The 18783-nt window shown below is 71.6% G+C and carries 16 protein-coding genes and 3 tRNA genes; 9 read left to right on the forward strand and 10 right to left on the reverse strand.

Annotated elements, in window-relative coordinates; genetic code table 11:
* The 3 genes from ACIBO1_RS09835 to ACIBO1_RS09845 all read right to left on the reverse strand — a co-directional run bounded on the left by ACIBO1_RS09835 (position 1) and on the right by ACIBO1_RS09845 (position 1467).
* Positions 1-792, reverse strand: coding sequence for an NAD-dependent epimerase/dehydratase family protein (locus ACIBO1_RS09835; RefSeq protein WP_396743452.1), 792 nt, complete (start codon positions 790-792; stop codon positions 1-3).
* 476 nt (positions 793-1268) lie between these two features.
* Positions 1269-1341 (reverse strand) — tRNA-Arg (locus ACIBO1_RS09840).
* A 35-nt stretch (positions 1342-1376) separates the two neighbouring features.
* Positions 1377-1467: transfer RNA gene (locus ACIBO1_RS09845), tRNA-Ser, on the reverse strand.
* An 873-nt stretch (positions 1468-2340) separates the two neighbouring features.
* Here ACIBO1_RS09845 and ACIBO1_RS09850 point away from each other — a divergent pair.
* Positions 2341-3375, forward strand: a complete 1035-nt coding sequence (locus ACIBO1_RS09850) for a hypothetical protein (protein ID WP_396743455.1) — start codon at positions 2341-2343, stop codon at positions 3373-3375.
* 98 nt (positions 3376-3473) lie between these two features.
* Here ACIBO1_RS09850 and ACIBO1_RS09855 read toward each other — a convergent pair whose 3' ends face one another.
* The gene (locus ACIBO1_RS09855; protein ID WP_350698087.1) at positions 3474-4244 is read right to left on the reverse strand and encodes a CPBP family intramembrane glutamic endopeptidase; all 771 of its coding nucleotides are present in this window, start codon (positions 4242-4244) and stop codon (positions 3474-3476) included.
* 155 nt (positions 4245-4399) lie between these two features.
* Between ACIBO1_RS09855 and ACIBO1_RS09860 the strand changes: the two genes are divergently transcribed.
* Positions 4400-5521 (forward strand): globin domain-containing protein, encoded by a 1122-nt coding sequence (locus ACIBO1_RS09860; protein ID WP_396743458.1) that lies wholly within the window; start codon positions 4400-4402, stop codon positions 5519-5521.
* A 189-nt stretch (positions 5522-5710) separates the two neighbouring features.
* On the opposite strand, the gene ACIBO1_RS09865 is transcribed toward ACIBO1_RS09860, so the two are convergent.
* Complete coding sequence (locus ACIBO1_RS09865) at positions 5711-7225, reverse strand: peptide deformylase (RefSeq protein ID WP_396743461.1); 1515 nt, start codon at positions 7223-7225, stop codon at positions 5711-5713.
* Between the two features lie 279 nt (positions 7226-7504).
* Here ACIBO1_RS09865 and ACIBO1_RS09870 point away from each other — a divergent pair, with 279 nt between their 5' ends.
* Positions 7505-8287, forward strand: a complete 783-nt coding sequence (locus ACIBO1_RS09870; protein WP_396744145.1) for a hypothetical protein — start codon at positions 7505-7507, stop codon at positions 8285-8287.
* Positions 8288-8290: 3 nt separating this feature from the next.
* Here the strand turns inward: ACIBO1_RS09870 and ACIBO1_RS09875 are convergent, their stop codons facing one another.
* Positions 8291-10117: a hypothetical protein gene (locus ACIBO1_RS09875; protein WP_396743464.1), complete on the reverse strand. Its 1827-nt coding sequence runs from the start codon at positions 10115-10117 to the stop codon at positions 8291-8293.
* Positions 10118-10327: 210 nt separating this feature from the next.
* On the opposite strand from ACIBO1_RS09875, the gene ACIBO1_RS09880 reads away from it, so the two are divergent.
* A complete protein-coding gene (locus ACIBO1_RS09880; RefSeq protein WP_396743467.1) occupies positions 10328-11038 on the forward strand; it encodes a class I SAM-dependent methyltransferase in 711 nt (236 codons plus the stop codon).
* 115 nt (positions 11039-11153) lie between these two features.
* Here ACIBO1_RS09880 and ACIBO1_RS09885 read toward each other — a convergent pair whose 3' ends face one another.
* Positions 11154-11687: a YbhB/YbcL family Raf kinase inhibitor-like protein gene (locus ACIBO1_RS09885; protein WP_396743470.1), complete on the reverse strand. Its 534-nt coding sequence runs from the start codon at positions 11685-11687 to the stop codon at positions 11154-11156.
* Positions 11688-11837: 150 nt separating this feature from the next.
* Between ACIBO1_RS09885 and ACIBO1_RS09890 the strand changes: the two genes are divergently transcribed.
* Positions 11838-11993 (forward strand): hypothetical protein, encoded by a 156-nt coding sequence (locus ACIBO1_RS09890; RefSeq protein ID WP_350698081.1) that lies wholly within the window; start codon positions 11838-11840, stop codon positions 11991-11993.
* Positions 11994-12267: 274 nt separating this feature from the next.
* Here the strand turns inward: ACIBO1_RS09890 and ACIBO1_RS09895 are convergent.
* Positions 12268-12354 (reverse strand) — tRNA-Ser (locus tag ACIBO1_RS09895).
* A 192-nt stretch (positions 12355-12546) separates the two neighbouring features.
* On the opposite strand from ACIBO1_RS09895, the gene ACIBO1_RS09900 reads away from it, so the two are divergent.
* Positions 12547-13524: an NAD(P)H-quinone oxidoreductase gene (locus ACIBO1_RS09900; protein WP_396743473.1), complete on the forward strand. Its 978-nt coding sequence runs from the start codon at positions 12547-12549 to the stop codon at positions 13522-13524.
* On the opposite strand, the gene soxR is transcribed toward ACIBO1_RS09900, so the two are convergent.
* Entirely contained in the window at positions 13521-13970 is a 450-nt protein-coding gene (gene soxR, locus ACIBO1_RS09905; RefSeq protein WP_396743476.1) for a redox-sensitive transcriptional activator SoxR, read from the reverse strand. The genes ACIBO1_RS09900 and soxR overlap by 4 nt on opposite strands.
* A 46-nt stretch (positions 13971-14016) precedes the next feature.
* On the opposite strand from soxR, the gene ACIBO1_RS09910 reads away from it, so the two are divergent.
* Positions 14017-14742, forward strand: coding sequence for a transketolase (locus ACIBO1_RS09910; RefSeq protein ID WP_396743479.1), 726 nt, complete (start codon positions 14017-14019; stop codon positions 14740-14742).
* Positions 14743-14744: 2 nt separating this feature from the next.
* Positions 14745-15635, forward strand: a complete 891-nt coding sequence (locus ACIBO1_RS09915; RefSeq protein ID WP_396743482.1) for a transketolase family protein — start codon at positions 14745-14747, stop codon at positions 15633-15635.
* A gap of 58 nt (positions 15636-15693) precedes the next feature.
* Here ACIBO1_RS09915 and ACIBO1_RS09920 read toward each other — a convergent pair whose 3' ends face one another.
* Complete coding sequence (locus tag ACIBO1_RS09920) at positions 15694-16401, reverse strand: glycosyltransferase family 2 protein (protein WP_350698076.1); 708 nt, start codon at positions 16399-16401, stop codon at positions 15694-15696.
* A gap of 125 nt (positions 16402-16526) precedes the next feature.
* On the opposite strand from ACIBO1_RS09920, the gene ACIBO1_RS09925 reads away from it, so the two are divergent.
* Positions 16527-18764: a hypothetical protein gene (locus ACIBO1_RS09925; protein ID WP_396743485.1), complete on the forward strand. Its 2238-nt coding sequence runs from the start codon at positions 16527-16529 to the stop codon at positions 18762-18764.
* Positions 18765-18783 lie beyond the last annotated feature (19 nt).

Here is an 18783-nt window from a genome sequence, read left to right on the forward strand (position 1 = left end):
TCACGTCAGGTGGAGGATCCTTTGACGTATCCCAGCCTGGTGTGAGGATGTTTCGGTGAGGTCGTCCGGTACCTGGCCGGCGTAGGTGGCGGAGTCGTCGAGCGGCTCGTAGCCCAGCTCCGTACGGGCGCGGTCGTTGCGCCAGGTCCGGAAGGAGTTTGCGGAGACACCGTGGTAGATGCCATACCGCACCTCGGCGGTCAGGGCTGCGGTGACGAGGCGAACCAGGTCCGGTCCGCTGAGCCAGCCCGGTAGCCAGCTGCGTGCCGGCGGCTGGTCCAGCACACCACCGAGGCGCAGGCACACGACGCGCAGGCGATGCACGTCGGCGTACAGACGGCCGACGTTCTCGGCGAGCACCTTCAACGCACCGTAGGTACAGCAGGGATACGGCGGCATGTCCTCGCCGATCTCGGTCTGGCCGGCATCGACGTGACCACCCATGGCGTGCAACGAGCTGGCAAGCACCACGCGCGGTACGCCCGCCGCCACGGCGGCGTCCAGGACGTTCACCACCGCCGTGGCATTCGGATCACATAACTGCTGCCACGGCTGATCGGGATCCGCATCGGCCGCGAGATGGACGACCGCGTCGACTCCCGCGCAGACGCGACGGGCAAAGCCGGCGTCGCACAGGTCCCCCACGACCGCCCCCGGAAAAGGCCTCCGGTCGGTCAGGCGAAGGGTGTACGCAGCCCCCAGCCCCGACAGCAGCAAACGAGCAACTCCCCCAGCCGCACCCGTGACCAGAACAGTCGGCCGCCCGGCCGACGCTGCCCGTCGCGTCACCACACCACCCCACTACCGCAGGCCGAAAGAGCAGGTCCCGCTGTGTCAGCCCGCCGTCCTCGCAGCGGCGGGGACAGAACGACGCCTACCCTGCTCGCCCTGTTCGTACCGTCGCTAACCTCCCCAGCGCCACCGAATTCGTTACGTCCACGGCTCCGCCGCCCGAACGGCGACCAACCCGATGCACTCGCGCCACAGCACAAAACCGCGCCGGTTCACGTCGACGGCAAGATGCGGAACCACGCCCTCACCCCACCCGACCCTCCACGCATTCGATCCATACACGTGAATTGATTGAGGAAGGGCGCAAGTTCGGCATCGTCAAGTTCGCGCGGACCCGACCGGACGCCCCCGGACAGTCCGACACGCAGGGGATGCTCGTCGTACGAGCAGCCACCGAGCAGCCAACCGTCCCTCATGGACAGAAACAGACAAGGCCCTGACCGCCGTAATGGCAGGTCAGAGCCTTGTCGATCTTGTGCGCCCGAAGGGACTCGAACCCCTAACCTTCTGATCCGTAGTCAGATGCTCTATCCGTTGAGCTACGGGCGCTGGTGCTCAGCCAGTCTACACACCCGGCTTTCGCGCGGAGACTCCGGGATTCGAACCCGGGAGGGGCTTTAAGACCCCAACCGCATTAGCAGTGCGGCGCCATAGACCAGACTAGGCGAAGTCTCCCTGGTGGCCTGCAGACCACCGCGCCCGAGGATACAGGCCCCGCCCGTCCGGGGGCAAAGCGACTACCGGATCCCGCCAACCCGCAGACCGGCGAGGGGATTCTTGAGCTGTGCGGCGCCGTGATCGCGACTACGCTCCATCGACATGCAGGAGGAGTCGCCACGCGATCATGACCGTCCGGAACCTGCTCGGGAAGCGCGTCGCCGCTCCCCGAAGGCGACGTTCACGCCCCCTCCGGCGCCCGCTCCTCCGAGCGAGGCTGAGCCGCAGGAGGACGAGGGCGGGCGTCGACCTCGTCGGGCGAAGGCCGCGCCAGGTGTGATCTTCCAGCCGCCACCCGTCCCGGAGCAGCCGGTGCCGCGCCAGACTCGTCCCGCTTCGTCCAGGACGCCGTTCACCCCCACGCCACCGTCTGCGACTGCACCCCCACCCGAGGCCGGACCGGCATCGGATACGGAAGGCCGGCCGGGCCGAAGCGGGAGCCCCGGAGCAGACGGGGCAGCTCCTGACACCCCTGCGCCCACGCGCCGCAGGGCCGCCGCGAAGAAGGCACCTCGATCGAACCCCGAGCCGAACGGGCCGGAACCGGTCGCCACCGGCCCCGCCGACAGTCGCAGGACGGCGGCAGCAGCCCCCACGACGCCGCCGAGCACCGAGCAGCACGATGCGACCGAGGCACCCTCGCCGGACGACGGGCAGCCGAATGCGACCGAGGCCCCGTCGGCCGGCGACGGGCGGAACGATGCGACTGCGGCGGCGCAGGCGGGTTCGGCGCGGAAGGTGGCCAGGAAGGCCACGCCGAGGAAGGCAGCAACGGCTGAGACTCCCTCCGCCGGGTCAGCCCCGGTGAAGAAGGCGGCGAGGAAGGCAGCCGTGAAGGCCGCACCGGCACGGAAGACTGCGACGAAGGCGACCGGGGTCGCGGCAGCCGGAGCCGGACCGGACAGTGCCACGCCGCAGACGGAGGAGGTCGCGTCGGACCGGACCGACGACGCCCTCCACGCGGAGCAGGCCGTCGAACCGATCTCGGCCGAGCCGACCACGACGCTGACCGCCGCAGCGCAGACCGGCGCCGACCTTGGCGATCCGACCGAGTCGGATCCACCGCTACCAGAATCCGCTGAGACGACCCGACCTGAGCCGGCCCCAGGCAAGCCGACCCCGACCTCACCCACACCGGCCGAGGCAAGCTCGACCCCACCTGCACCGGCCGAGCCGACGCCGCTGACCGGCGCCACCTCGGCCGACGGGAGCGAGGCGGGGCTCGCTGGGCGTACGCCTGATCTGCGGATGCTCGTGGTGCGGGTGCTGGACCACCCGGGCTATGCCCCGGAGCTGCTCGCCCTGACGGCGGTCGAGGCGCTCGGGCCGGGGGCGGCGGCGTGGGCGCGGCGGCTGCGGCAGCGGTACCCGGAGGCGGACGGCGACGGTCTGGCCCGGCTCGCCGGCCAGCGGTTCGTCCGGCAGGCGGGGGTCGGCGGGGCGACTGCATCGTTGGCGGGTGCGTTCGCGCCGGTGGTGGAGTTGGCGGCGGTGCTCTGGACGCAGGCGAACCTGGTGCTGCACCTGGCGGCGGCGTACGGCCGCGATCCGGCGGATCCGGAGCGGGCGGTGGAGTTGCTGGTGTTGGCGCAGGTGCATCCGGACGAGGCGAGTGCGCGGTCGGCGCTGGCGGCGGCTCGGGCGGCGGACGGGCCGGGCGAGCAGCCGGGGCCGAGGGCTGCCGAGGCGGCGTGGCGGCTGGCGGCGCCGTTGGCCGCGCAGGCGGGCGGCTGGCTGGCGTTGCGGTGGGCGTCCCGGGTGCTGCCGGGCGCGGCGCTGGTGACGGCGGCGGTCGGTGATTCGGCGGCGGCGCAGCGGCTGGCCTCGCGTGCGGTCGCCGCCTACCGCCCACCCCGACGTCGCTGACCACGGCCCGCCGGCCCCCACGGCAGCCCGCGTCCCCGACCCGAGGCCAGCCCGACCATCCGGGAGCGCGACCGCCACCGGACCAGGGACCTGCGCGGTCAGAGCCAGTCGAACCATTCTCGGGGCAGCAGGCTGTAGCCGACGAAGGCGAAGATGTCGAGCAGGGCGTGCGCCACGATCAACGGCATCACCCGGCGGGTACGCAGATAGAAGAGGCTGAACACGACGCCCATAATCGCGTTGCCGATGAACGCGCCGAAGCCCTGGTAGAGGTGGTAGGAGGCGCGGAGCAGGGCGCTGGTGGCGATGATCGCGCCGACTCGCCACTGGAGCTGCCGTAGCCGGGTCATCAGGTAGCCGACCACGATCACCTCTTCCAGGATCGAGTTCTGGAAGGCGGCGAGGATCAGCACCGGCACGGTCCACCAGAGGTCGGGCAGCGCGGCCGGCACCACGGTGGCGTTGATGCCGAGTTGGGCCGCCGCCCAGAACAGCACCAGGCCGGGGAGTCCGATCAGGGCCGCCAGCCCGGCTCCCTGGGCGAGGTCGGCCCAGGGCCGTCGGGCGTCCAGGCCGAGGGTGCGTACCGGGTCGCCGGGGTCGCGGGTGAGCAGGTGTACGGCGAGCAGCACCGGCAGCAGCGCGAAGACGATGCCGAGCAGCTGGTACGTGAGGTCGAGGTACGGCCGGGCCGACGCGGAGGTGTTCAGCGCGGCGGTCTGCCGGGAGAGTCCACCCTCGGCGGTCAGTTTCGCGATGATCGAGACGGTGGCGTAGACGGCCGACTGGCCGAGCGAGAGGCCGAGCACGAGCATCGTCTCGGTGCCGAGTGTCCGACGGGACGTCGGGCGGGTGAGCTCTGCGGTCACCGCACCACTGTGCCCGACCGTCTGCGCTGGTGACATCCGGGTGCCACTGAGCGCGCCTCACGTCGGATCGCACATTCTGTGCGACCTTCATGCACGCTCCGTGGACATTCTATCGGTGTTCCCGATCCCGCCGGCAGAAGAAGGAGCGCTCCCAGGTGGACAACTTCGCGCGGCTGCTGAAGGAGAGCTGGGCCCTGGTCGAGGAGGATCGGGCCCGGTTGACCGACCACTTCTACGCGCGGGTCTTCCTCCTCGACCCGGAGCTGCGCAAGTTGTTCCCGGTGCAGATGTCCGGGCAGGGCGACCGGCTCCTCGAAGCGATCATCACGGCGATCCACACCGTCGACGACCCGGAGGGGTTCGACGAGTTCCTGCGGGCGCTGGGCCGGGACCACCGCAAGTACCACGTCGACACGGCGCATTACGACACGATGGGTGTCGCGTTGTTGGACGCGTTGCGCAGCACCGCCGGGGACGGTTGGAACCTGGAGTACGACCAGGCGTGGCGGGACGCGTACGCGGCGATCGCCGAGAAGATGCTGGCCGGGGCGGCGGCGGACGACAACCCACCGTTCTGGCACGCGGAGGTGTTGACCCACCGGCGGTACGGCTCGGACACCGCCGTCTTCACCTGCCGGGCGCTGCAACATCCGCTGTCCTGGAAGGCCGGCCAGTACGTCAGCGTGGAGGCGCCCCGGCACCATCCCCGGGTGTGGCGGACGTACTCGGTGGCGAACGCCCCGAACGACGAGAACGTGCTGGAGTTCCACGTGCGTACGCCGTCGGAGGCCGCCGGCTGGGTCTCGGGTGCCCTGGTCCGCCGGATCAAGCCAGGTGACCTGCTGCGGGTGGCCGCGCCGATGGGGTCGATGACGCTGGACCGCGCGTCGGAGCGGGACATCCTCTGTGTCGCCGGTGGGGTCGGGCTGGCACCGATCAAGGCGCTGGTGGAGGAGTTGGCCGGCTTCAACCGGGCGCGCTGGGTACACGTCTTCTACGGTGCCCGTACCGAGGCGGACCTGTACGGTCTCGACCGGTTGCGGGAACTGGTGGCTGACCATCCGTGGCTGTCGGTCACCCCGGCGTGCAGCGACGACCCGGACTTCGACGGCGAGCAGGGTGACATCTCCGACGTGGTGGCCAGGTACGGGCCGTGGACCGCGCACGACTGTTATGTCTCCGGGTCCGCCTCGATGGTCCGGTCGACGTTGCGGGTGCTCGCCGCCGACGACGTCCCGCCGCAACAGACCCGGTACGACACCTTCGGCAACCTGTAGAGCTTTTCTCCCCCCGAGCCGGGGCGCGTGCCCCTGCCCCCTGGGGCACGCGCCCCGGTCCCCCCTGATCGGGCGGACCGGCACCGCCCACGCCACCCGCGCCCGTCCGGCCGTCGTTCCCACCCGGGCGGGCGCGGTGGCACCACCCGTGCGGGCGCGCTCCGGAGCGGACGCGGTGGCGGCACGAGGTCAGTAGCGCCAGGGGTTCCCGGACTCGCGGTACTCCTCGACCGGCACCAGCGGCACTCCGGGCGCCATCCGGTCCACGTACAGCCGACCCTCCAGATGGTCGATCTCGTGCGCCACCAGGCGGGCCATGCCGAACTCGAACGACGTGATCACCCGTCCGCCGTCGAACTGCGCGTGCTCCACGTCGATCCGCAGCGCCCGGGGCACCAGCCCACGGTGGTCGAAGAAGGAGAGGCAGCCCTCGTACTGCTCGTCGGTGTCCGGTGCGGCCTCGACCACCCGGGGGTTGAGCAGCACGACGGGCTCGGCCGTGCGGTCGGGCGGGCGGACCACGGCCACCGCCCGACCGATGTCGAGCTGCGGCGCGGCGACGCCCACTCCCTTGGTGAACGGGTGGACCTCGTCCAGCCGGGCCACCGCGGTGACCAGCCGGTCGACGATCTCGCGGGCGGACTGTTCCTCGCGGGGCAGGTCGAACGGTCGGGCCGGCTGCCGTAACAGGTCGACGCCGCGCTGCACGATGCCGAGTCCGCGCATCCGGTCGGACGGCCGGACCCGGCCGCCCTCCGGTTCGGTCTCCGGCTCGGCGCGGAAGCGCCACTGCATCCGGTAGCGGGCGTTCAGCGGCGGCTCGTCGGTCGCCCAGTCGAAGATCGCCCGGTCGTCCTCGTCCCGCCGGGTCACCGCCGTGCGCAGCGGCCCCTCCTCCGCCGAGAGCGAGGTCTCTGCGCCCCAGACCTGCGGGTCCAGCGCCACCGGCAGATCCAGGCGTACGGCGAGGTGCCGGGTCGGTACGCGGACCGCCCGCTGGAACCAGGGGCCCCACTTGTCCCGCCCGACGGTGTACGCGTACTCGATGGTGGCGCGGCGACCCGGGTAGAGCGGGAAGCGGCGGTCGGCGTTCTCGAAGAGCAGCCAGATCTCCTTGAAGGCGTCCCGGTCGTGCTTGGCCCGCCAGTGCATCGCCTCCCGCTCGCCGGACTCCTCGCGGAACGCGCTCAGTTGCAGTTCGGCGAAGGTGAGCGGGTGTTCCCGGTGGTGCCGGTTGGAGCGGCCCGGGTCGTTCGGGTAGCGGTCGACGGCGATCCGGACGAGGTAGCGGGTGACCGGTTCGGTGCCGGCGTTGTACAGCTCCCGACGGATGACGCAGTGGTAGGAGTCGTCGGTGTGCGTGAGGATGGCCGTCTCGCGTTCGACGATGAGTCCGGTGCCTGGCGGCATCCACTGGCCGGGAAGGACGGGTTCCCGCTGGTGGCGCTCGGCGCGGGCGTGACGCAGGTCGTCGTACTCCCGGAACCGCTGCCAGATCGCGCCGCTGGCCTCTAGGACGGCCTCGGCGCGCCGGGCGAAGTCCTCGGTGGGTCGGTGCCGCCGCCCTTCCACGTGGCTGACGTAGGACGGGTCGAAGCCCATCAGGGTGGCGAGTTGTTTCTTGGACAGCCCCCGCTCCGTCCGGTGCCGTGCGAGTTCGGCGGCGAACGAGTCGGCAGCCCGATCGAGCGGTGAGGTCGTCATCAGCTTCCTCGTGGCCGGGTGCATCAAGTTTCACGTTGCGTCGCCGATCACGCACACAACTGGCACCTTCTCGACAGGACCCTTGACCCGTGAGCGTTTTCTACCGATACTGCCCCGAGTCTCCGGCACGACACTCAGCGTGACCGCCGACCGCCGAGTGATCCGAGCCTCTCGCTTTCCCCCTCTTTCCGGGTTCCCCGCGCAGCCGAAGTGTGGTTAGGCTAGCCTTAGTTTGGCAATCGGGGTCTCGGACGGGGGGTGGAACAGGTGACAGCCGTGCTGCCCGTTCACGCCGCCTCGGCCGCACCGCTGGCCCCGGTCACCGCGACCCTGCGGGCCATGTTCGGCACCGACGCGCTGCCCGGCCTGGCCGCCGGGCTGGTCGTGCCGGACGAGGCGGGTTGGGCCCCGGCGACGACGCTGACCAGTGGCGCCCAGGTGCCGGAGCTGCTCGACTCGGCCGTCCGCCTCTGGGGCGGCACGCCGCACGCCTCCGCCGCGGTCGCCTGGAAGGCGTACAGCTACTGGGCGGCGCTGCCGGTGGTGCTCGGCTGGGCCGTCGCCCGACGGGTGCCGCTGCTCGACGCCGACGCCGCCCTCGTGCACTTCGCCGACCCGCGCACCCTGATCACGCTGGGTCTGCGCCGGTCCACCCCGATCGCCGTCCTGCCCAACGACCCGCTGGCCCTGTCCGGGCTGCCCCAGGTCCGGGTGCTCGCCGACGAGCAGGCCCTGCTGACCGCACTGCGCGGCACGCTGCTGGACGCGCACCTGTCGCCGGTGATCGCCGCCATCCAGGGCGAGGTCCGGATCGGCACGCGTACGCTGCTCGGCTCGGTGGCCTCCGGCATCGCGCACGGGGTGCTGCGGGCCGCCGACAGCCTGCCCGGCTCGGCGGTCGAGGCGGTGGACACCCTGCTCGGCGCGCTCGACCTGGCCGACCTGGTGGAGCTGGTGCCGGGCCGCAACGGCGAGCCGACCGTGCAGCGCCGCACCTGCTGCCTGGCCTTCACCCTGCCCTCGCCGAAGGTCTGCCAGGGCTGCTGCATCCGCAGCTCCTGAGCGTCACTCCCCGACCAGCGGCCGGACGTCCCAGAGCCACACCCCGCCGGCGTACGTGGGCTCCACGCCGGTCAGTGCGGTCATCCCGGTACGCAGCGCCTCGGCCTGCTCGTGCGGGCCGAGGACCACCGCGCCGGCCCGCCAGTACCGCAGGTCCTCGACCGCCTCCTGCCGGTCCCGGGCGGTGATCTGCGGCACCTCACCGGTCCGCCGGATCGCGCCGAAGAAGGTGCTGGTGGGGCGCGGCGGCGCGGTGAACAGCGCGACCCGGTCCCGGCCGGGTCGGGTGTCGGGGCCGAGGAAGTAGCCACGGGCGATCGGCATCTGCAACCGGGTCTGCGCCGACCAGCGCAGCGGCTCGGCGTACTCGGTGTCGGGCAGCGGCAGGGTCACCAGGCTGCGCCCGCCGGCCAGATAGGGACGCCAGGCTCCGGAGGTGACGAACTCCGGGGTCGGTTCGAGACGCTTGGTCGGCAGCGGGGTGGGCAACACCGGCACCAGGGCCATCGCCAGCACGGTCGCCGTGCCGAACCGGATCTGGGCACGCCGGTCCGGGTGCCGGGCGGCGACCTGCCGGACCCGTTCGGCACCGTAGGCGAGCAACAGCCCGACGATCGGCGTGATCGCCAGCGACCAGCGGGTCGGCACCACCGAGTGCAGCACCGGCAGGTCCTCAAGTGCGGCCCAGGGGCCGGGTATCCCGGTGCCCCGGCCGTCGAAGCGGATCTCCCGCCCGAGCGAGAGCACCGCGAAGATCAGTCCCAGCCCGGCCAGCGCGATCACCACCGGGTTGCGGCGCAGCCACCACACCACGGCCGCCACCAGGATCACCAGCGGCCAACCGAAGAAGGCGTTCTCCTCGGTGGGGTTCTTGACCAGCCGGGCCGCGCTGAGCGCCTCTCCACCCACCGACTCCCGGGCGTAGGTGAAGAACGAGGCCAGGTCGGTGGAGTAGCCCCGGATCAGCCAGGACAGGCCGTTGTACGCGCCGGGCCCGAAGAACTGGACGTAGAGCGGGTACGCCAACAGCGCGAGCGCGATCGCGGCGGCGACGCCGAGTCCGGCGAGGAAGGGGCGGGTCCGTCGACGCAGGTCGGGCCGCGCGACGGCCAGCACCACGACGACCACGCCGAGACCGATCGCGGTCATCAGCAGGATCTCCAGGTTCAGGAACGCCTGCCAGACGATCACCAGGGCGAGCAGGACGCCGTTGCGCAGCCAGCGGCCGGGCTCGGCGAGCCGCACGGTACGCCAGACGATCAGCGGCACCACGAACTGGGACACGATGTTCGGGTGCGCGTTGGCGTGCGAGACCATCGCCGGGGCGTACGCGCAGAAGGCGGCGCCCAGCCAGGCCGGGCCGCGCGAGCCGACCAGGACCCGGGAGAGTACGAAGTACCAGGCGGTGGCCGTGGCGATCATCCCGAGCGTGAGGAAGAGCAGGAACGACGCACGGGTGCCGAACAGCAGTGTCACCGGTGTCATCGGCAATGAAACGGATAAGACCGACGTATTTGCCATCAAATTGACGGATTCCGGTACGTTCATCCGATCCGAGGAGAACGGGTACGCGAATTCCGTCACCACCCGAGCACCGTGGGCCATCATCCACTGAAATTGGGCCATATCGGTCTGATTGTCGCGGATCCCGTCGGCCGGGTTGAGCCACATCCGGGCGGTGACCCAGAAGCCGAGCGCCGTGAAGCTCATCACGGCGACGACGTCCTTCCACCGCCCTGAGCTGGGCCAATGACCATCGTCCGGTGGCCCGTCCGGCACCCCTGGCGCCTCGGACTCGTCGGCGGAGCGGCCCGATTCAGGAGTAGTCATGGTAATTCGGAGCGTAGTCGGCGTATCGGGCCATCGTGCGGCCTTCAGGCCACTGGCGTAACATCTTCCGAGTTCGCTGACCACCACCGATCGTGCAGCTACCCGACCGTAATTCGGCCACCGCGGGCCCCGATATTCCCGCCCTCCAGGCGGATGGTTCACTCAGTCGGTCCTGGCGCGGGGTCGAGTCATATCGTGAGGAATCGACGCATGGCAGAAATCACTGGGGATCAGCGCGTGCAGTCCGAGGTTCTGGAGGGCCTCGCCACCGCGGTCAACCACCGACGCTGGTTCGTCGAGCTGGCCGTGCCATACCTCGGCGACAACCCGATCGAGATCGGCAGCGGGCTCGGCGACTACGCACTGGAGTGGGCGGAGCACTTCCCCCGCTTCACCGCCACCGAGGCCGACCCGGACCGGTTGGTCGCGCTCAAGGAGCGCCTGGCCGACCAGCCGTCCATCGAGGTACGCCAGATGCTGCTGCCCAACACGGAGCGGGGCGACTACAGCGCGGCGGTGTCGTACAACGTGCTGGAGCACATCGAGGACCACGTCGAGGCGCTGCGCACCATGGGCCAGTTGGTCCGCCCGGGCGGAGCGGTGGTCATCATCGTCCCAGCGTTCCAGTTCGCGATGAGCCCGGCCGACATCGCCACCGGCCACGTACGCCGCTACACCAAGAAGACGCTCTCCGCCGCGATGACCGAGGCCGGCCTGCGGGTGGAGAAGATCCACTACGCGAACGCGCTCGGCCTGATCGGCTACTTCATGGCCACCAAGGTCTTCCGGCTGATGCCGAAGGAGGGCCCGATGGTGAAGGTCTACGACACCCTCGTCCTCCCCGCCACCAAGGCCGCCGAGCAGGTCGCCCGCCCACCCTTCGGCCAGTCCGTCTTCGCCGTAGCCCGCACCCCCGCCTAACCCTGCCCCCCACCCCCGGGCAGGTTCACCGCGTTGATCAAGAAGTTTGTGCCACGCCCGGTCGGGATCGGTGGCCAAAACCTCTTGATCAACGCGGCTCACCGGCGGGGTGGGGTCAGGCGGTGATCTGGTAGGTGGGGCGGATGGTGGCCCGGGCGAGGGTGTGGAAGGCCAGGTTGAAGCCGACGTAGGCCGGTGAGGCGTCCGGCGTCAGGTCGAGGCTCTCCACGTCGAGGGCGTGCACCGCGAAGACGTACCGGTGCGGCCGGTCACCGGCCGGTGGCGCCGCACCGCCGAACCCCTGCACGCCGTAGTCGTTCCGGACGCTGAACGCCCCTCGCAGGTCGCCCTCGGCGACGCCACGCGGCAACTCGGTCACATCCGCCGGGAGGTTGACCAGCACCCAGTGCCAGAACCCGCTGCCGGTCGGCGCGTCCGGGTCGAAACAGGTCACCACGAAGCCCTTGGTCTCCGCCGGGAAACCCGACCAGGCCAGGTGCGGCGACACGTTGCCCCCACCGGTGCTGTCATGGGCGTGCGCCGCGTCCATCGGCTCACCGTTGTGCACGTCGTCGCTGGTCAGCGTGAACGAGGCGACGGTCGGCAGCAGCTCGTACGGGTCCGGGGCGATGGGTCGTTCCAGGGTCATCGACACAGGTCCTTCCGGTGGAAGTGGTGTTCTGCGCCCCCCTTCATACCCTGTCGCGCGGTGCCAACCGGGAAAACGCGAGGTGTCCGCCGTAACCGAAGGCCGCTCACTCGGGTTGTCAGCCTGGCACCCATCGAGCGAGGGAGATCCGTGGCCGGCATCTGGCGCGACTTCGTCACCGCAGCCGTCGACTCCGTACGTGAGCGCGACGATCAGCCCCGACCCGACGAACGCCGCCGGGCCCTGGATCGACTCGCCACCGAGAAGATCCGCGAGAACCAGCAGGTACGCCCACCGAAGCGCTGAGGCGCCCACAGGTCACGACGCTAGCGCCGCCTCGACGACCACCGCCCCCCACTCCCGCCCCCACGCCCCCACGCCCCCACACCGCCACCCACCGCACCGCACCGCACCCCGCCCCGCCCCGCCCCGCCGATCATGGAGTTGTGGCAGGGGCAAAGCAGGACGTTCAGGCGCTTTTCGTGTGCCACAAGTCCATGATCGCGGCGGGCATGCCCATGATGCGGCAGGTGGTGCGGCGCATGGGCGGGTGCGCATGCGGGTGAGCGTGGCTGGTGGGCGGAGGGTGTGGGATTCGAACCCACGAAGACATCGCTGCCTTACCGGTTTTCAAGACCAGCGCCATCGGCCACTAGGCGAACCCTCCCGGTGCCACGCACGGCGCGGCCGTGCATAGTCTGCCACGTTCGGCAGATCGGCGAAGGAGTGAGCCACCCCGACCCACGTGACCATCGCGGCGGGCGTCCGAAGGCTCCACAGTGTCCGACCAGCACGGATTTCGCCGGTTCGAGGCGTGGCCGGGGCGTGGAACGGCGCGACGATCGGGTAAGACTGGGCCATGCGCGCGATCGTGATTGCCGAGCCTGGTGGGCCAGAGGTGCTGAGCTGGGACGAGGTGCCCGATCCGGAGCCGGGGTCGGGCGAGGTGATCGTCGACGTGCGGGCCACGGCGGTGAACCGGGCGGATCTGCTGCAACGGCAGGGGCACTATCCGCCGCCGCCGGGTGCGCCCGCGTACCCGGGACTGGAATGCTCGGGTGTGGTGAGCGCCACCGGTGCGGACGTCACCGGGTGGCGGGTCGGCGACGAGGTCTGTGCGTTGCTGGCCGGTGGCGGGTACGCGGAGCGGGTGGCCGTGCCGGCGGGGCAACTGCTGCCGGTGCCGGCGGGGGTCGACCTGGTCGATGCCGCCGCGCTGCCCGAGGTGGCGTGCACGGTCTGGTCGAACGTGGTGCAGGTGGCCCGGCTGTCGGCGGGCGAGACGTTGCTGGTGCACGGTGGTGGCAGCGGCATCGGCACGTTCGCGATCCAGCTCGGCACCGCGCTCGGGGCGACGGTGGTGGCGACCGCGCGGGCGGCGAAGCATCCCCGGTTGCGTGAGCTGGGCGCGGTGCACCTGGTCGACTACCGGGAGCAGGATTTCGTCGAGGAGGTCCGGCGGGTCACCGACGGGCGGGGCGCGGACGTCGTACTCGACATCATGGGTGCGTCCTACCTCGGCCGGAACGTGGCGGCGCTGGCCCCGGACGGGCGGCTGGTGGTGATCGGAATGCAGGGTGGCCGCAAGGCCGAGCTGGACCTGGGCGGGCTGCTGGCCAAGCGGGGCACGGTGGCGGCGACCGCGTTGCGGGCCCGCCCGCAGGACCAGAAGGCCGCCATCGTGCAGGGGGTACGCGACGAGGTCTGGCCGCTGGTCGAGGCGGACCGGGTCCGTCCGGTCGTCGACCGGCGGCTGCCGATCACGGAGGTGGCGCAGGCTCACCGGCTGGTCGAGTCGAACGAGCACCTCGGCAAGGTGCTGCTCACTGTCGGCTAGGTCGAGTCGCGCCCCGGCAGCGTCAGTCGGGGGCCGGGGCCCTCGGCACCGAGCCGGTCGTCCATGTTGTTGAGCGCGCAGCGCTGGAGCGACAGGCAGCCGCAGCCGACGCAGCCGTCGAGGTCGTCGCGGAGCTTGCTCAGCAGTTTGATCTTCTCGTCCAGCCGGTCCCGCCAGATGGCGGAGAGTCGGGTCCAGTCCTCGGCGGTCGGCGTACGGGAGGCGGGCAGCGAGTCGAGGGCGGCCCGGATATCGTCCAGCGAGATGCCGACCTGCTGCGAGATCCGGACGAACGCCACCCGGCGTAGCTCGCTTCGGTGGTAGCGGCGCTGGTTGCCGCCGGTGCGGTCGGCCCGGATCAACCCCATCCGCTCGTAGTAACGCAGCGCCGACTGGGCCACGCCGCTGCGGTCGGCGAGCTGACCGATGGTGAGGGCTTCCTGCATCACACCGCCTTGAATTGAACCTGACTTGAACTTGCAGAGTATCCGCATGACTACTCTCGCCACCACCGCCCGCGTCGCCGAGGCCGCCGCGCCGCTCGATGGCCGATCACCGGTCGCACCACTGCTGGAGCGGATCCGCGCCGGCCGCGTCTTCGGTGCCAACGTGCACTCGACCGTCGACGTGCTCTGGGTGCTCTACGACCGGATCCTCCGGATCACCCCGGACACCGTCGACGACCCGGCTCGTGATCGTTTCCTGCTCTCCAAGGGACACGCGGTCGCCGGCTACTACGCGGTGCTCGCCGCCAAGGGTTTCGTGCCGCTCGACTGGCTGGACGACCAGGGCGGGCCGGAGAGTCGACTCGGCGACCACCCGGACCGGATGCTGGTCCCCGGGGTCGAGATCGGCTCCGGCTCGCTCGGGCACGGTCTCGGGCTGGCCGTCGGGACCGCGCTCGGGCTCCGCGCCCAGGGGCTGCTCGACACCCGGGTGTACGCCCTGCTCGGTGACGCCGAGCTGGACGAGGGCTCCAACCACGAGGCGATCGCGTACGCGGGGGCGACCGGCCTGCCGAACCTGACCGCGATCGTGGTCGACAACTCCTCCGCCACCCACGGCTGGCCCGGTGGCGTGGCCACCCGATTCACGGTGAACGGGTGGACCGCCGCCACGGTCGACGGACGGGACCACGACGCGCTGCACACCTCCCTGACCGGGCACCACGGACACCGGCCGCACGTCGTCGTCGCGGTCGTCGAGAGCGGGGAGTAGCCATGCGGGACAGTTTCATCGAGACCACCACGCACCTGCTGGCCGAGGATCCGCGTACCGCCCTGGTGCTCGCCGACATCTCCGCCGACGCGTTCGCCCCGGCCGCCCGGCGGCACCCCGACCGGGTGCTCAACGTCGGCATCCGGGAGCAGTTGATGCTCGGGGTGGCCGGTGGGCTGGCGCTGACCGGGTTACGGCCGATCGTGCACAGCTACGCACCGTTCCTGGTGGAGCGGGCGTACGAGCAGATCAAGCTCGACCTCGACCACCAGGCGGCGCACGCGGTGCTGGTCAGCGTGGGCGCGTCGTACGACCGGGCGGCTGCCGGACGCACCCACCTGAGCCCGGCCGACGTCGCGCTCTTCGACACCCTGTCCGGCTGGACGGTGCACGTGCCGGGGCACCCGGCCGAGGTGCCCGGTCTGCTGCGCGCCACGGTCGCCGGGGACACCTCGGCGTACCTGCGGTTGTCGACGTTGCGCAACGCGCGACCGTACGCCGGCGACGGGGATCTGGTGGTGGTCCGCGACGCTGGACCCGGCGCTCCGCTGCTGGTCGCGGTCGGCCCGGTGCTGGACGCAGCGGTGGCAGCCGCAGCGGATCTGCCCGTCACCGTGGCGTACACCCACCGGCCGCGCCCGTTCGACACCGCCGGCCTGCGGGCGCTCGCCGGCACCGAGGTGATCCTGGTCGAGCCCTACCTGGCGGGCACCTCGACCCGGGTGGTCACGGCGGCACTCGCGGACCGGCCGCACCGGCTCCTCGCACTCGGCGTGGGACGCGACGAGCTGCGCCGCTACGGCTCGGCCGACGACCACACCCGCTGGCACGGGCTGGACGCGGCGGGCCTGCACCGCGCGCTGACCGGGTTCCTGTCCCCGGCTCTGGTCTGAGGACCGGCGTCGCCCGCACCCGGCGGGAAAGCCGCCCGTCCTCGCCCCGGCTGCCGCGTCAGGCGGCGGGACCGCTCCCGGGGCGGCGGCGGGTCCGTTCGCGGCCGAGGATCCAGATCGCCTCGACGCCGTCCCGCCAGGTGATCTTCTTGCCCTCCTCGCGACCCCGGGCCCGGTAACTGATCGGCACCTCGTACGGCCGGATCCGGCGGCGCAGCAGCTTGCCGGTCACCTCGGCCTCCATGCCGAAGCCCCGGGACCGCACGTCGAGCGAGCGGTAGAGCTCCACCGGCATCAGCTTGAAGCAGGTCTCCAGGTCGCCGATGTAGGAGTTGAACATCACGTTGGCCGCCATCGTGACGCCCTTGTTCCCCATCACGTACCAGAAGCTGTAGGCGCTGTGGCTGCCGAAGGTCCGATTGCCGTAGACCACGGTCGCCCGGCCGTCGAGCACCGGGGCGAGCAGCTTGGGGATGTCCTGTGGGTCGTACTCCAGGTCCGCGTCGAGGATGACCATGTATTCGCCTTCGGCGCTGGCCACCGCCGTCCGGATGGCCGCGCCCTTGCCGGCGTTGCGCTGATGCGTGATCACCCGCAGCCGCGCGTCGTCGGCCCGACCCAGGATCTCCCCGGTGCCGTCGCGGCTACCGTCATCGACCACCACGAGTTCGATCTCGCACGGGTACTCGACCGCCAGCGCCTGCTTGAGCGCATCCGCGATGCGCTCCTCCTCGTTGTAGACCGGCATGAGGATCGACAGCTTCACGGGAATCTCCACGAGGGCGGCAGTGTGTCGGCCATAGCGTAGCCCCGGCAGATCGATCCTGTGGTGGCGACCGCCTCAGCAGATCGAGCGTCGGGCACCCCGGCCGATGGTGTTTACTTCCGGCCATGTCGGCCGCCGGCTTCCCGTTCGTCCTCGCTCCCGTCGTCGCCGTCGTGCTGGCCACGGTGGCGTTGCAGCCACGGTCCGCGCGCCACACCGCGCCACGCCGGCTGGCGGTGATCCGAGCGAGTCTCGCCGTCGGCGCTTTCGCGGTGCTGACCGTCGAGGTGCTGGGTGCACTGGGCAGGTTGACCGCGCCCGCGTTCGGCGTGGCGTGGCTGCTCTTTCTCGCGGGTGTCGGGGTCGCCGCCGCGCGGCGGCGTGCGGCCGCCGCGACCGGCCGGACCCGGGAGGCGGATCGCCGTGCCTCCGGCGACGCGACCGGGTCGGCCGGTGGTCGGCCCGCCGCGCCGTCGTCGGCGAGTGTCCTCGCCGGAGCGTCGGACACTCGCGCCGCGGTCGGTACGGTCACCGCGGTCGACCCGGCGACGACGTCCGGCCCGGACGGCCCACCGGCGGCGGCGGGCTGGCGCGCGTCGGTCACCGACTTCTGGCGTACGGCGAGTCGCGGCGAGCGGGTGCTGGCCGGTACGGTCGCCGGGCTGCTCCTGGTCGAGCTGCTGATCGCCCTGCTCGCCGCGCCGAACAACTTCGACTCACAGACCTACCACCTGCCCAAGGTGGAGCGTTGGGTGGCGCAGGGCGACCTGTCGCTCTGGGCGACCGCGATCCACCGGCAGGTCACCATCCCGCCGGGTGCCGAGTACCTGCTGTTGCACCTGCGCCTGTTCACCGGCGGCGACGCGCTTCACCATCTGGTGCAGTGGGCCGCCGGGGTGCTCTGCCTGATCGCGGTCGCCCGGGTGACCGCGCAGCTCGGCGGCGCCCGCCGGGCCCAATTGCTCACCGTGTTCGTGCTGGCCACCACGCCGATGGTGACGCTCCAGGCGACCAGCACCCAGACCGACCTGGTCTGCGCCGCCTGGGTGGCGTGCGCGGCCACGCTCGCGCTGGACGGGCTGCGTCACCGCGCCGGCTTCGGCGAGCTGCTGGCGCTCGGGGCGGCCACCGGACTGACCGCCGTGACCAAGACCAGCGGCCTGCTCGCGGTCGGCCCGCTGCTGGTGCTCTGGGGACTGGGTCAGCTCCGTCTGGCGTACCTGGATCGGACGGGCGCGGGCCGTCGGCTCCCGGTCGGCCCGACCGCCCGGACGGTCGGTGCCTCTGCGCTGATCCTGCTGGTCGCCGTCACCGTGGTCGGCCCCTTCCTGGGCCGGGTGTACGCCGAGTTCGGCCACCCGCTCGGGCCGGAGCGGCTGCGCGAGTCGGTGCCGATGGAGCGGCACGACCCGCTGTCGGTGGTGGCGAACGCGCTCCGCATCGGACACACCGCGCTGGACACCCCGCTGGCCCCGCTGCGTGACGCCTCCGCCGCGGCGATCATCGGCGTGGCCGGGCTGCTCGGCGTGGACCCGCAGGACCGGGCGATCACGTTCGGGCGGGAGGTCTTCCCGGTGCCCTCCTGGTACCCGGACGAGGACCGGGTGGCCTTCCCGCTGGCCGGTGCGCTGGTGCTGATCGGTGCCGTGGCGGCGCTGCGCCGTCCGGCGCGGGTCAGCCCGGAGACGGCCGGTGCGCTGCGCGCGTACGCACTGGTGGTGGTGGTCGCGGTGGCGCTGCACACCACGATGATCAAATGGCAGCCCTGGGGCAACCGGTTGATCCTCTACGCCCTGGCCGCCTCGGTGCCGCTGGCCGGGCTCTGGCTCGACACCGTGCTGCGCCGTGCGCGCCAGAACGCCGATGACGGGCAGAACGCCGGTGCCGGGCGGGGTGGCCGACGACCGATCGCCGCGACGCTCGCGGTGACGGTGCTGGCCACCTGCGCGCTGGCCGGCGTGCTCGCGGTGTCGTACGGCTTCCCGCGCCGACTGGTCGGCGAGGGCTCGGTCTTCACCACCTCCGACTGGGAGAGCCGCTTCCTACGGCGTCCGCAGTGGGCGCAGGAGTACCGCTGGGCAGCCGACGCGGTGCGCGCCGCCGACGCCCGTCGGATCGGTCTGTCCCAGCGCAACGACGACTGGGAGTACCCCTGGTGGCTGCTGCTGCGGGACGCCGACGGCGGGTCACCGGAGCTGCTGGCGCTCCAGTCGGTGCTGGACCACCGTCCGGCGGCTGACCCTGCGGAGATGGATGCGATCGTCTGCACCGGCAGCCGCCGGCTCTGCGCGGATCTCGTGCCGCCCGGCTGGCGGTTCGAGTTCCGGGACTACGTGGGCTACGCCCTGCCGACCGATCGCTGAACCCGACGCGGTTTTCGGC

The sequence above is a fragment of the Micromonospora sp. NPDC049903 genome (assembly GCF_044460945.1).
Lineage (GTDB): Bacteria > Actinomycetota > Actinomycetes > Mycobacteriales > Micromonosporaceae > Micromonospora.